Source organism: Bacillota bacterium (assembly GCA_024653485.1).
Classification (GTDB): Bacteria; Bacillota; SHA-98; order UBA4971; family UBA4971; genus UBA6256.
Map to the genome: position 1 here is coordinate 23,887 of JANLFY010000019.1, position 13,716 is coordinate 37,602.

At 59.9% G+C, this 13,716-nt stretch carries 12 protein-coding genes; 5 read left to right on the forward strand and 7 right to left on the reverse strand.

The genetic code is table 11. The annotated features are described in order from the left end of the window. Positions 1-352: 352 nt before the first annotated feature. Both NUW12_11995 and NUW12_12000 read left to right on the forward strand, forming a co-directional pair. The gene (locus NUW12_11995) at positions 353-817 is read left to right on the forward strand and encodes a pyridoxamine 5'-phosphate oxidase family protein (protein MCR4403469.1); all 465 of its coding nucleotides are present in this window, start codon (positions 353-355) and stop codon (positions 815-817) included. A 914-nt stretch (positions 818-1,731) separates the two neighbouring features. Beyond that, on the forward strand, positions 1,732-2,367 hold the full coding sequence (locus NUW12_12000) for a hypothetical protein (GenBank protein ID MCR4403470.1): 636 nt from the start codon (positions 1,732-1,734) through the stop codon (positions 2,365-2,367). Between the two features lie 81 nt (positions 2,368-2,448). Here the strand turns inward: NUW12_12000 and NUW12_12005 are convergent, their stop codons facing one another. The 7 genes from NUW12_12005 to NUW12_12035 all read right to left on the reverse strand — a co-directional run bounded on the left by NUW12_12005 (position 2,449) and on the right by NUW12_12035 (position 10,019). Next, complete coding sequence (locus tag NUW12_12005; protein ID MCR4403471.1) at positions 2,449-4,038, reverse strand: C69 family dipeptidase; 1,590 nt, start codon at positions 4,036-4,038, stop codon at positions 2,449-2,451. Positions 4,039-4,154: 116 nt separating this feature from the next. Then, the gene (locus NUW12_12010; GenBank protein ID MCR4403472.1) at positions 4,155-5,327 is read right to left on the reverse strand and encodes a succinylglutamate desuccinylase/aspartoacylase family protein; all 1,173 of its coding nucleotides are present in this window, start codon (positions 5,325-5,327) and stop codon (positions 4,155-4,157) included. Between the two features lie 13 nt (positions 5,328-5,340). Next, positions 5,341-5,514: a hypothetical protein gene (locus NUW12_12015; GenBank protein ID MCR4403473.1), complete on the reverse strand. Its 174-nt coding sequence runs from the start codon at positions 5,512-5,514 to the stop codon at positions 5,341-5,343. 184 nt (positions 5,515-5,698) lie between these two features. Next, positions 5,699-6,997 carry a citrate transporter gene (locus tag NUW12_12020; GenBank protein MCR4403474.1) on the reverse strand — a complete coding sequence of 433 codons (1,299 nt, stop codon included), beginning with the start codon at positions 6,995-6,997 and terminating at the stop codon, positions 5,699-5,701. A 60-nt stretch (positions 6,998-7,057) separates the two neighbouring features. After that, positions 7,058-7,657, reverse strand: coding sequence for a DUF6305 family protein (locus NUW12_12025; protein MCR4403475.1), 600 nt, complete (start codon positions 7,655-7,657; stop codon positions 7,058-7,060). A 485-nt stretch (positions 7,658-8,142) separates the two neighbouring features. Further along, a complete protein-coding gene (locus tag NUW12_12030) occupies positions 8,143-8,790 on the reverse strand; it encodes a response regulator transcription factor (GenBank protein MCR4403476.1) in 648 nt (215 codons plus the stop codon). Further along, on the reverse strand, positions 8,787-10,019 hold the full coding sequence (locus NUW12_12035; protein ID MCR4403477.1) for a histidine kinase: 1,233 nt from the start codon (positions 10,017-10,019) through the stop codon (positions 8,787-8,789). The genes NUW12_12030 and NUW12_12035 overlap by 4 nt, the downstream gene beginning before the upstream one ends. 142 nt (positions 10,020-10,161) lie before the next feature. Between NUW12_12035 and NUW12_12040 the strand changes: the two genes are divergently transcribed. Genes NUW12_12040 through NUW12_12050 form a run of 3 tightly spaced genes read left to right on the forward strand, consistent with a single transcriptional unit; the run spans position 10,162 to position 13,680 of the window. Then, the gene (locus NUW12_12040) at positions 10,162-11,094 is read left to right on the forward strand and encodes an ABC transporter ATP-binding protein (protein MCR4403478.1); all 933 of its coding nucleotides are present in this window, start codon (positions 10,162-10,164) and stop codon (positions 11,092-11,094) included. Positions 11,095-11,111: 17 nt separating this feature from the next. Further along, on the forward strand, positions 11,112-12,284 hold the full coding sequence (locus NUW12_12045) for an ABC transporter permease (GenBank protein MCR4403479.1): 1,173 nt from the start codon (positions 11,112-11,114) through the stop codon (positions 12,282-12,284). Then, positions 12,271-13,680 carry an ABC transporter permease gene (locus tag NUW12_12050; GenBank protein MCR4403480.1) on the forward strand — a complete coding sequence of 470 codons (1,410 nt, stop codon included), beginning with the start codon at positions 12,271-12,273 and terminating at the stop codon, positions 13,678-13,680. The genes NUW12_12045 and NUW12_12050 overlap by 14 nt, the downstream gene beginning before the upstream one ends. Positions 13,681-13,716 lie beyond the last annotated feature (36 nt).

Genomic DNA, 13,716 nt, shown 5'->3' on the forward strand with positions numbered 1-13,716 from the left:
GACGCAGAGCTACAGCCATTCTCACCCCCCAACGTATCCGAGCCGCTCGTCCGGGAACCATTTGGTGCCCGCAAGCCTGCATCACATACCTGGTCATGCCAGTTCTTGCCTGCTAAACCGAGCAACCTGATCTACGACATAATCTTACCACGCGGTCTCCCCCCCGTCAACGCGAACGACTATAATTGAAATGGCGGTTTACCGGCTCTTTTGGCGCCGCGAAGCCAAAAGATACGGGTGGAGCCGCAAAGCGGGGCAAGAGGAGTCTATGAGCAACAATGATCTCACGGCCAGGTTGCTCTTGGAGGTTCGTCCATGCCCGCTGAATGACTATAACGAGGAGGGATCGAGAGTGCCACGACAGATGAGGAGAGCGCAGTACCAGATGGACGACGGTGACGCCAAGCGAGTGCTGGCGGAGGGGGAGTACGGTTTCCTCGGAACCGTGGGAGAGGATGGCGTCCCGTATGTGGTTCCCGTCAATTACTGCTACCATAACGGGGACATCGTGTTCCACACCGCGCGCGAAGGCCACAAGATCGAGAACATCAGGCACAATCCGCAGGTCTGCTTCGCCGTCTGCGCCAATGTCCAGCTCGTCCCCGAGCGGTTCGCCACGAATTACGAGAGTGTGATCGTGTTCGGTCGGGCGCGGATAGTGGAAGACGTAGGGACAAAGCGAGAGCTCTTGTCCGCTCTCGTGCGCAGACTGACACCAGGGAGGGCGTTCCCTTGCCCGGACGGCGAGGTCGACGCGACAGGCGTGGTCTGCATCACACCAGAGCACATAACCGGCAAGAGGCGGGGCGGATCATGACAGCCCTCAAGGTCGGACGACCGAGTCACCAACCGGGGCCTTCCTCCATATCATGCAGTGCCGAGGTGCGTCCCGGCGCTCTCGTCAGGGTGCAGAATTAAGATGATACCAGCCGGGGCGTCCCCGCCACTTCACGAGTAAAGGAGGACTCCTCATGACACAGGAAGTCGAGTTCTGGTGGATCATAATCCTGCTCTTCGTGCTGCTGATCCCGTTGTTCCTGATATTCTTGGTCCCCTGCTTTGGTAAGTAAGGACGTGCGGTGACAGCAGCCGCCGGACGCGTGACACAAGGCGAGACGCCGCGAGTCAGGCGATCTCCTGGATCGGACGGAGGCCCGGACTGAAACGCCCGGGCCTCTTCACACGGCCTCTCCAAACACGGCGCAGTTGGTCGGTGTCTGCGTCGATCCCTCGGCTCTTACCCCATCCCGTTTGCCTCCGATGCCTCCGTCACCGACGATCTGGGGCCGCCGTGGGCCGGCCGGGAGGCCCAAGGCACGTCTCGGCCGTCTCGGCCATCCGACCCGGTCTCCGAGATGCAAGGCAGCAGTGGCCGCGCCGGGCAACCGGCTCACGGATGTTGTACTTCACCCCGCTCATGCGTTCTTTGGGTACGGATGGCCGGCTCGGGGGATCCAGCAGCGCTGCCCACCCACGCCTGCCACGGCTGCGGGCGAGATTTCGGGGACAGTGTCGGGGGAAAACCTGTTTGAAGGCGGGTGATGGCACGCTCTCCAAGACAAGGAGAATTGCATCGAACAGCTCTAGGAACGTCTACCACCAAGGTTACTCCGGCGCGCAATACTTGCACGCGCCCTAGACGTAAGTATGTAAGTTGCGCAAGGGACTTCGGACAAGAGGACTTGACCGAGCGACCTGGCTATCCATCACTCGGGAGGGGGGTACCTGACGTTGCGTGAACAAGCTGTGCTTGGGCTTCAGAGGAAGGGTCGGGTCTGGGCGTTCGGGCGGCTGATCAAGGCCTCCATGATTCTGCTCGGCTGCACGATCCTGCTGCTGGCGTTCTGTGCGCCCGGGACCCTCGCGACAGAAGTGTACAAGTCCGCGCACATCTCATGTTGGGAGAACTTCGGCTACTACTACGGCACTCTGGCAATCGGCGTGCGAGTGAATTACGGCACGACTTCCCAAGGGAAAGCGATCAACTGGGTCAAAGTCTCCGTCACTCCCTACTACGAGATATATCCCACAACTGACAAGGTCAAGACGAGCGTCGTGGTCAAGGGACTGCAGTTCAAGAAATTCGACGGCTCGTACTACAGAGACAATACCGAGTGGAGAGCGGACGGGACCAAGGCGGAGTACACCTACAATGTGCCCTGGGGCGACTTCTATGGAATACCCGAAGTATGGGTGTTCTTCGAGGTGGACGAGGGGATTCCGGAGTCACAACACCGCTACAAGTGGAACGTGCAGTATGGGTTCGAGCAGGGTTACTTCTACGTGAACAACAATGAGCCAGGATACGCCACTTACAAGCCTGGACCGTGCCCCTACTGCAAGCTGGGAAAGCCCCACCCCGGCTGATTCAGATTCAGCCGAAACGATACGGGGGCGACGGGCTGACCGCCGCCCCCGCACGCCCTTGCGTCGCTTCAAGAGCCTGCCTCACGGAACAGGTGTCTTGGTGAATCCGATGATGTCGTTCCACCACTGTGGGAACGGAGTCGTCTTCATGTAGATCGATCCGAACGCGTACTTGCCGAGCAGCCTGTCGCCGAGGGCCTTCCAGTCTTCGTGCCACGCCACCGCGTTGGTGTACGCAAACTGGTCGATCAGGTTGATAGCCGCCGCGCGGTCAGACTTGTACAGCTCCGCAGCGGCCTCTTGGATCATCGGAACGACCTTGTAAAGCATCTCCATCCTGGGCTGCCGGAACTCATGGATGTCCTTCGCAGCCGCCTGATATCTCATGTGGGCTATCTCCTGCACGTAAGTGTTCACCCACCAACCCGAATCCCGTCTAAACTCCTCGTACCTGCTGCCAATCTCGTAGAACTTGGGCAGCGCCTTCATGATCGGCCAAAGCGGAGTCAGGTAAGTGGTATCAGGAGCGCCATAGCCGAACCAGCTGACGCCCTTGATAGGATCAGGCAGCCAGCTCTTTACCTGGCCGATGTGGATGTAGCAAGTCCTGTGCATGTTGATGGACCGCTCGTAGGCGCCGCCGCGCGGGTCTGAGTTGGGGTAGCGAAGCGGACTGCCCCACGGCCCGGCCGCAGGCCCTTTGGAGAGATCGTACTCCGTTCCTTGATAGTAGTCGGCCTTGATGTCCCAGATGTCCTGGACCGTCAGCTTGCGCTCTGGCTTCACGGAAAGCGGGAACCTCGTATCATGAGGCGAGAGCTTGAGCGAAGGCGCCACCAAGTCGAACGCTCGCCACTCGCGGCGCGTGGAGTACACGCCTTCGTAAGGAGCGTAGTTCTCATACACGAGGAAAGGCTTGCCGGACTTCGGATCGTACCAGCCCTTCTCGACGGCGAAGGACACGATGTTCGGGGAAGCCATCACGTTCTCTTTGTCGTCGAGGTTGATTTCGCCGATTCGAGCGCGGTTGGCAGCAACGAAGAAATGGTCGTCCGGGATTCGGACCGCGGCCCATATGTCCCGACCGTAGAACTCGGCGACCCAGACTTCGTTGCCATCGGTGATGTTCATGGTTTCGCCAGGCCCGGTCCATCCGTACTGCTCAACGAGGTCGCCCATTATGCGGACCGCCTCGCGAGCCGTCGAGGCGCGCTCGAGAGCGATGTCCTGTGCGAACCAGCAGTCTATTAGGCCGTCGCTGTTCTTGACCATCGTATCGTAAATGTTCTGGTTGCGAGGCGTGCTGCGGTCGTAGCTGAAAGTGCTCTCCCCCATCGCGACGCCTTTCTCGTTCATGAAGGAATAACGAGAATGGAAATAGCGGTATGTGTGCTTCGCTTGGGGCATAGTTCCGACAACAGTGCCGCCCTCCGGCGTATGACCGTCGACCACTATGTTCCGCGTCGATCCCTCGGGCCAGTCATTCTCCGGTATGATCCACAGGCGAAAGTCGGCGACGCTGGAGTCGTCGTTGTGAGTTATGATCGTGGATCCATCGGCCATCGCCTCTTTGCCGACGGCCACAATGGTACACGCGGAGGTGATGGACGCGAGGAACATTACGACAGCGACTACAACGGAGAGCGCAAACGTCACCTTCTGCCGCTTCATGTATCCAACACTCCTCCCCATAGTTTGCGTTCAGGTCGTCATCCGAGCCACCGTAAAACCAGACGATGCCTTGCGTTCGTGCGTCAGTCCAGGCTTGATTTCGGTCATCACCCCTTTCAGTTCAGGAAAACCCTTGTGGGATCAGCCTGCGAGGGATCGTGCAAGAAGTGCCCGCACCCGTTCTCCATGACATCCCCGTAACTCGGGAAGCTGACGAGGAGTTCCTTCTCTGGGAAGAAGGCGTTCATCTGCCTCACGGTCTCGAGCGTCCCGGACAAATGGCGCCCAACCCGGTAATCCATCGTCGCTCCCGTGGAAACGTCATAGTCGCAGTAGAGCAAGCCCTTTTCCGCCGCCGTCTGGAGGAATTCATCCTTCCCGTCGAGCATGAGTTGTTCCGTCATTCGCCCGACTACACGGTCGATGAACGGCTCCGGCGTCTCCATGAGCACTGCTAGAGTGTCGCTATAGTCCCCCACTTCCCTGTGGGTAAGCCCACGAAGGTTCTTGGGAGACATCTCGCACTTCATGGGGAATTCCTGCGCGGTCAGCATCATCGCTGCCATCATGCAGACATCCGCCGAGCGCTCGTGTGCCACGTACGTCGAGACAACGGGGTACATCAGTGAAGCCTCGTGAAGGTCTATCGTAAGGTCGATATCTTCCTTCCGGATCAGCTCCATGATAGCGAAAGCCATGCGCTCCGTGAGCGTGCCGTCCGGTCGTCCCGGGAAACACCTGTTCAGATTCCTGAGATCCTGGTAGGCCAAGTTCTGCCCGGACGGGTAGTGTACGTACGTAAATGGGTCCGGCCACTGGTCGAGGGGAGCGGTCTCCCGATCACCGATCCGGTACTTCTGGACTCCCCACGCCGTCTGTATGTGGTAGAACTGCGGGTACGCGTTACCGAGCATGCCTTGAGTCGATGCGCTCATGTTGGCGTGGGGGATGATGAATACCTTCCCCTTCTCGACCTTGATGTTCTCCATCATGATGTACGTCGCCAGGGTCGATGCAGGCTCATAGGGATGGGTCCCTCCTAGCACGAGCATCGAACCACCGGGCACGCCGGAATCGAAGACGTAGACTGGAGTGTCACCCCAGGTACCCTTAAGGCTGGACAGATAGTCGCTCAGCATGAATCTCCTTGTGAAAGCGTCTGAAACCACGACGGTCTCCTTGTAGCTGCGGAGGGTCCTGAAGTCACGCCCTGCCGATACCGCAAACAGGAGTGCCAGCGCGAGAATAGCCATCTTGCGGGTCACGCTGTCATGCGTCACTTGCTGCATGGTCAGATCTCCCCTATTTGATGTGAAGCGCTCTGAGCACGAAGGGGATAATGGTGTACGCGTACACGATGTCATAGACCAAACCCTTGCGGGTATTCCTCTTGAAGAACGCACGAATCAGAAGCAGAGCTACAAGGCCTGCCATTAGGAAATACAACTGGTGGATCAGCTCTTGAAGAAGCACCAACGCAATCCCTCCCAACCGGCATCATTCCGAGACCAATCCCGCATCTCTCCGCAACCACCCCCGGCCGCTCCTTCGAAGCACCTCAGTGCAAGCGCGGCCCACTAAGCCAGAATGCCGCGGTTACTCCGGCATCGCTCGTGAGCCACGATCGGGGATCACAAGCGCATCACTTGCATCATTCGAGTCACTGCACAAGGAACGCCAGTCTGTTCGGGAAGACGAACATCAAGAGCGCCACTGCCGCAAGGAACAACCATGGAACCGCGATGGCTTTGAGGAACGACGTGTAGGTCCCGTCGTAGCCGACCGTATCTATGGTAACCCTGCCCACCACGCGGGACGGCGGCAAGCAGTCTCCGAGAGGAAACATGAGTGACAGCGCCGCGGCGACGACGGTCACGTTCGCTCCAATGGCGTTGAACCGGAAGATGAGCGGCGTTCCGAGGATGACTGCGCTTCCATAGCTCAGGGAGCCCTGGGCGGTCGGGCAGAAGAAAAGCGCCGTGATATAGATGGCCAATATCGGCAGTGTCACGAAAGTGATGGCGATTAGCCCGCGGACGCCCGTCCCGGCCAGGATGTTCACGAGCATTCCCACACTGACGAGGGTCGCCACGAGCGGGAATACCTGCTCGACTGTTGTCGTGAGTACCTCGAACCACCGCCGCAGCTTCCTGCGGGCGGGATCGACGGCAATCGTCAGCAGCGTGCACATGACGAAAGTAAGCGGAAGCCCGATGACCGGGATGTGATGCGCCGCATACTTCGTGGCCAGGATAAGCGCCACCAGCGCGACCAGGGGTGCCGAGATCCTGAACCAATTCATCCCCTCGGGAATGGGGGGCAACGAAGCGAGGGCCTCGTCCTTGGAGCAAGCGACGGTCCCGCGCCCAAGGTAGAACACGGTGAACGCTGCGACGATCAGCACCGGCACGAGGAGCACCAGGTCAAACCCTACGTAGGGCATGTTCGCCCCAGCCGCCATCAGCATGGCCCACAGGTTGATGGGAGGAGCGGCGGCGGAGAGAATAGCCATCATGAACACGAACGCAGCCCGTCGCGCAGGAGAGAAACCGAGAAACGTGAGCACCGTGCTGACAAGCCCACCGACCACTAGAATGGATACCGTGCCGGCCCCGGTGAGCGCTCCCGGAATCAACATCAGGACACCCAGCAAGGAAAGGAGCACCCACTTTCTCTCATAAAAGCGACCCACGAACAACCTCACCAACGTGTTGATCGCGCCGATCTCGGAGTAGAAGTTGATGAAGACCGAAGCCGTGATGAACATCAGCGCCAGATCGATGTAGGTGAACATGCCTTCGCCGAGAAGGCGCACCGGGAAACCGAACCCTCCGACGAGCGCACCCGCAATGGCGGTGATGACCATCGAGATCTCAGGCGACCTCAGCTTCCAACTTGCCAGCGCGAAGACCGCAATCATTGCCACCAACGTACACGTCGTCTGTGTGTACATGCTCATTCCACGGCCGTCCCCCTGTTCGCTCGTATAGACGCTTTGTGCAGAAGCCGAGGACAAACCCTATTTGGCGTACATTTCCTTGATTACCTGCGGGAAATCGATCTCCGCGTCGATGAACGTAAGCGGCACCTTGTTCTTGTTGGCGATCGCTGTGAACTTGCCGTCTGCGTTTCCGTCCTTCTTGACGACTATGTAGTCGGCGTAGGGGGCGATGGCATCGATGGACCGCTCGTCTGCGCTGCCAGGCTGGCCTCGCCTGATCTTGCCCTCGAGCAAGACCGCCACGATCTGCATCTTGAGGCGCTTCGCCTCCGCAATCATCCTGTTGAGCCTGGCTATCTCCTGGTCGATGGTGATTCCGGAGGCGCCGAGGCCCTTCGCGGTGGAGCCGATGACCACGATGAGCGTCTTGTAAGGCCGCGCTTGTAAGTCTTTCTCCCAAGGTTCAGCGTTGTAATCGAAATCGGCGGGGTCAAGCGCTTTGGACGTGTTTATCAACAGCCTGGCCATCTTCCCGCCGGGTCCCTGCCCCGCGTTGGTTAGGAGCATCGGCAGACCACCCTTCGGCGGGGTAGCGCCTGAGACAGCGGCGAAGCCCACTCCGACGTTCGCTAGTATGAGCAGCCCCAGGACAATGAACAGCAACGCCACTTTCTTCACGACAGACTCACACCTTTCAGTGCTGGGATGTTGGGCGACAGACCCTCATGCGCTCCACCTAATCTCATCATGAGTCCGATCGGTTGCCGGGATATTTCTATGGAATCCCTTCGAATCCTCCCTTCACCGGATGAAAAACTATGTTCAGGAAGAAAGTGTGCAGCGAGGCACGGGAATCCGGAGACCTGGCACACGGAGGTGTCCGGATCGGGCAAGTTCGCACTCTGGAGTTGATCCGGTTTCGTGGACACTCCGACCTCGTCACTCGTAGGCGGACGTGTCGTCCACCCGCTCCGCCGACAGCCGCGCCGGAGGCGCTTTCGAGGCCACCGCAGGGTCGCGCGGCTGAACGATGCGTTCATAGCGATGCGTTCATAGGGATACTCCGCATGCCATACCAGCCCAGTTGAAACCGACAAGGGCATCACTGGGGTCGTGTGAATTAGCAAGTACTGGGAAAGCCCGGCGATCTCCTGGCGCCACATCTAGATTCCGCTCAGGTAGAATACAGCCAGTTGTGTGCGGTCGCGCAGCCCGAGCTTCTCGAGTATCACACTGATGTAGTTGCGCACGGTGCCCTCGCTGAGATACAGCGTTTCAGCGATCTCACGGTTGCTCAGGCCTCGTGCCACGAGTTCAATGATGTCTCTCTCCCTGTCGTTGATGCCGTGAGCGGAGAGGCGGGCTGCAATAGCCTTTTTGTCCCCTTCGTCTCTCTCTACGCCTTGCAGGAGTCTGGGCAGCTTCGTGACGATCGCGTCGCCGAACACGCTTTGGCCGGTATGGACGGCCTTTAGCGCAGGGATTATGCTCTCGAAGTCCTGCTTTAGAATGTACCCTTTCGCCCCGAGGCGCAGCGCTTGGACGATGTACTCGTCGTCCAGGAACGTCGTGAGGAAGAGCACCCGCGCGTCCGGGAACTGGCTCAGCACCTGCCTGCACGCCTCGAGCCCGGTCATGCCCTCCATGCGGATGTCCATGAGAAGCACATCGGGCTTGAGCTCGGCATACAACGCCACGGCCTCGCGCCCGCTATGCCCGGCTCCAACAACCTCAACATCGCCGTGGGCCTGCAAGATGATCTTCAGCGATTCGCACACCAGCCTGTCATCGTCCACGACCAACACCCTCACGGTGCTGCCCCCCTTTGCGGCGCACTCCTCCTCTTCGGAACTGACACGAAGAGCCTGAACCCTCCCCGGTGCTCTACCAGGAACTGCCCGCCCAGGGCCGTGACGCGGTCTTCCATGCTGCGCAAGCCGAGGCCGTGATCGATGGTCGCGACCCCCTCGTCCGACACCGCCCCGGCTCCGAAAGCCGAGCGCTCCCCCGCCTCGGAAGCCTCGGGGGCTGGGCCGAAGCGCGAAGCGGCTCCCGCTCCCGCCGCCTCTGCGTCAAACCGCTCCCCCCGGCCGGGTCTTGATGACAGACCCGTGCCGTTATCCCGCAGCACCAGCTGATAGAAGGCCGGGTGCTCCAGAAGCGCCAGGGTGACCAGGGTCGCGTCCGAGTGGCGGATGATGTTGTTCAGCCCCTCCTTGATGATCGCAATGAAGCAATACGCCGCCTCTCTGTATGGCTCGCTCTCAAGTCGGTAGTTGAGGTGGATCTCGCAGAACGAGAAGCCGCGCACAAGCTCCTCCACTTGTGTTCTCAGGTCGAAGGACTCGTCATAGAGGTCGTGGACGCTGGACCTGATGCTATCCATGGCCTGCGACAGAGTATCGCGGATCACTGACAGGCTCGTTCGCGTTTCATCGTCCTTCTGAGTGACCATCAGGGCGCCCACCTGCAGGATGGACCGTGACAGGAGATGCCCGACGTGATCGTGGATCTCCCGGGCGATTCGGCCGCGCTCCTTGAGCGTCGCCAACCGGATCTCGTCGTCCTGCCTCTGGAGCAGCTCCTTGTTCTTCTGGGTCAGAAGCGTGGTCAGCTCCTGCGTGCTGTCACGCAACTCTCTCAGTTCCACCTGCCTCAACCGGGCTGCTTCTGAGCGGACCCTGAGAGCCCAGGAAACTGCGATCAGTGCCGCAACGGTTGTGGCCGGAGCGACGGCGAGTCGCGTGAAGCATGCACCCAGCGCGCCTGCCGCGGCCACCGCGCTCCAGACGGAGAGGCCCTCGAAGGCATCGTAGTACACCAACGGCAGGCACAGGCAGAGGCTGGGACACGCCGCGCTTGCAGCGAGGTACGATCCGATGCTGACAGCGCGAAACTGCCTCGACGCGAGGTAGCCATTCAGGGCGCTAACAGTCACGGCCGCCAGGACCGCCGCGACAGTCATTGCGTCGACGGGTCCGGTGACGAGCTGCGTGACGCACAACGCCAGCAAGAGTAGCCTGTCCACGGTATTCGGCATCGCCAAGACTCCTTCCAATCCAAGAATAGTCTACCACATCGATCACATTACTTCTGTCATATCAGGAACTGATTTCTCACACTTACGTGGGCGGGCTCCGCGACGGTAGGATGGAAGCGACAACGAGACGGGAGGCGGCAACATGCTCATAAGGGTGAACAACCTCGTCAAGAGGTACGGCAACTTACTGGCCCTTGATCACTTCAACCTCGAGGTGAGAGAGGGCGAGATCCTGGGCCTTCTGGGCCCCAACGGGTCTGGAAAGACCACGACCATCAACTGCATCCTGGCGTTACTGAAATACGACAAGGGAACCATCCAGGTGTTCGGTCGGCCGATGACTCCCGACGCGTACGAAAGCAAGCGCAACATAGGCGTAGTCATGCAGAACGTCGCGGTTTTCCCGGAGCTTTCCGTTGAGGAGAACGTCGACTACTTCTGCGGCATGTATGTTAAGGATGCCAAGGCTCGACGGGCACTGGTGCAGGAGGCCATCGAGTTCGTGGGTCTCACCGGGTTTCGCAAGTTCCGTCCCAAGAAGCTCTCCGGTGGACTGCTTCGTCGGCTGAACATCGCGTGCGGCATCGCTCATAAGCCCAAGCTCATCATCCTCGACGAGCCTACGGTGGCTGTCGACCCCCAGAGCCGGAACAGCATCCTCGAGGGCATCCGAGACCTCAATCGGAACGGCGCGACGGTGGTGTACACGTCGCACTACATGGAGGAGGTCGAGCAGCTGTGCAGCCGCATCGTGATCATGGACAAGGGGAAGGTCCTGGCTTCTGGCACGAAAGAAGAGCTCAAGTCAATGATCAACCGCGGCGAGACCATTACGGTCGAGTTGTATGCGCTTCAACCGGACGACTTGACGCACATTCGACAGCTGCCCCACGTAACCCAGGCAGAATACGGGGACAATCGCCTCACGATCCGGTATGACAACGGCCAGCACAATCTGCTCGCGCTGTTGGACTACCTCAAATCGCGGGGCCTGTCATTCGAGAAAGTCTACTCCGAGCGGCCCACGTTGAACGACGTGTTTCTGGAGATCACCGGGAGGCAGCTGAGAGACTAAAGGGGGTATCGACGAGCATGGCTATGCATGTGTTCAGATACAGGTTGAAGTGCTTGTTGAGGGACACGGAGATGCTCTTCTGGACCATGGCGTTCCCGATTCTCTTGGCCACCATGTTCTACGTCGGCTTCGGGAATCTCATCGGGGCCGACGCCTCCTTCGAACCTGTGAAGGTGGCCGTTGTAAACTCGCCTGCTTATCAGCGAAATCCCTACCTCAAGCAGATGCTGGCAGGGCTCTCGACGCCGGGCGCGGACCAGCTGCTCGACCTGACAGTGACCGATGAGGCCGGAGCCGAGAGGCTCTTGGACAAGGGGAGCGTCGCCGGGATCATCACCGTGGGCGATGTCGACGATACGGCCGATCCCGCGGCTGGCCCGATTCGTCTCACCGTGACCCAGTCTGGCCTTGGCCAGAGCATACTCAAGGCGATCCTCGATGATTATCTCCATGCGTCCGCGACGGTTTCCAGCGTTCTCTCTCGGAACCCGGCTGCCATCGCGGAGCTCATCGACAGGCTCGGAAGCCGCGAGAGCTACACGCGGCAGATCTCCTACAGCAAGGCAATGCCCGACACCGCTCTGGCTTACTTCTACGCGCTGGTCGCAATGGCGTGCCTCTATACGGGCTTTTGGGGCATGCGTAACACCATAGACCTGCAGGCCGACCTGTCCGATCAGGGGGCGCGGCGCAGCGTCGCGCCAACCCACAAGCTCACTGTGGTGCTATGCGACTGGGCAGCGGCTTTCCTTATCTGCTTTGTCGAGATACTGGTCCTTCTTGCGTATCTAGCATTCGCCCTGAAGATCGATTTCGGCGACCAGATCGGTTACATTCTGTTGACCTGCCTGGCGGGGTGCGTCGCGGGCGTGTCGTTCGGGACTCTATTGGGCACTCTGTTTCGAAAGTCAGAAGGCGCCAAGGTCGCTGCCTTGGTTGGAGCCACGAACGTCCTCAGCTTCCTGGCGGGGCTGATGTTCGTCAACATGAAGCACATCGTCGCACGGAGCGTGCCCATTCTCTCGTACATCAACCCGGCCGCCCTCACCTCCGATGCGCTCTACAGTCTCTACGTGTTTGACGACCATCGTCGGTTCTTCCTGAACATCGGCCTGTTGTGCGTCATCTCCGCGGTGATGTGCTTCGTGAGCTACCTAACGCTCAGGAGGGAAAGGTATGCAAGTCTTTAGGACCTATTTCAGAGTGATGCGGGCGTCCGCGGGAGTAATATCCGTCTATCTCGTAGTCTTCGTCGGGATGGCGATGCTGGTGACGCTGACGCCCTCCCAGTCGGCGGTCCCGGAATTCAACGAAACAAGGACTCGGGTCGCCGTCATCAACCGCGACGGCAACGCCCCGCTCGCGCAGGGTCTGGCCGACTACATCGCCGACACCTTTGCCGTGGTTCCGTACGAGGACGATCCGGAGAAGCTGCAGGACGGTCTCTTCTATCGGGACGTGGAGTACGTGGCGATCATACCCCAAGGGTTCTCAGCAACGTTCATGGCGAGGGGCTCTGGCGGGCCTGAAGACGCGGGCCACGCCGGCGACCAGGGTCATGCCGACACTAAAGGCCTGGCAAGCGGACAGGGGCAGCCGGTGGAGGCCGCGGGCCCGGTCGACAGCTCGAGCCGCCGGACCGGGGCTTCGGACGAGACAGCCGTCACACAATCGGATGAGGCAGCCGTCATACAAAAGGTCATCGTGCCGGCGTCCGCGACTAGTCACTACGTCGACATGCGTATAGACGAGTTCCTCAACGCGGCGAGCATCCATAGAGATCTCGGGGATCCCGGGGATGCCGGGGAACGCGGGGATCTCGGGGTGGCGGACGCGACGGGCGAGACTGCAGAAGACCGCCAGGCGCGGCTGGTGGCAGCGGTCAGGGCTGACCTTGCGGCCGAGACGCAGGTCAGTATCAGGATCCCGAAGGGGCGTTCGGGAACGTCGAGAGAATCCGACAGCAAGTACGCTACCTATTTCGCGTACCAGTCATATGCACTTGTAGCAATGGTGATGATGGGCATCAGCTCGATAATGATCGCGTTCAACAGGCGGGACCTGCGCCTCCGCAACCTGTGCACGCCGGTTCGGCAGCGGAGCTTCGATCTGGCGCTCGCCGCCGGGCACGCCGTATTCGCCCTCGGGTGCTGGGTCATCATGGCGCTCTTTGCCATCATCTTGAACGGCACAGGCCCCCTTGCCTCGGGACACGGATGGCTGTACCTTGCCAACTCTCTCGTGCTTACCGCAGTGGCGGCTGCCATCGGGTTCGCGGTGGGTCACTTCGTGAAGACGAGCAGCGGCCAGTCGGGTGCCGTGAACGTCATCTCTCTGGGCATGAGCTTCCTGTGCGGCGTGTTTGTGCCTCAATCGATCATGAGAGAGTCGGTGCTCGCCGTCGCCAAATTCCTTCCGGTTTACTGGTACATCCGAGCCAACGACGCCATAGCGGCGCTCGCGGACTCTGCGTCGGGCAGCCCCTATCCAATCTACGGGTTTATGCTGGTCCAGTTCGGGTTCGCCGTCGCCATGTTGTCAGTGACGCTCCTGTTCAGCAAGGAGCGTCGTCTTGCTGAGCTGTAGAGCTGCTGGCCGTAGAGCGTCTGCGACAGACTATGC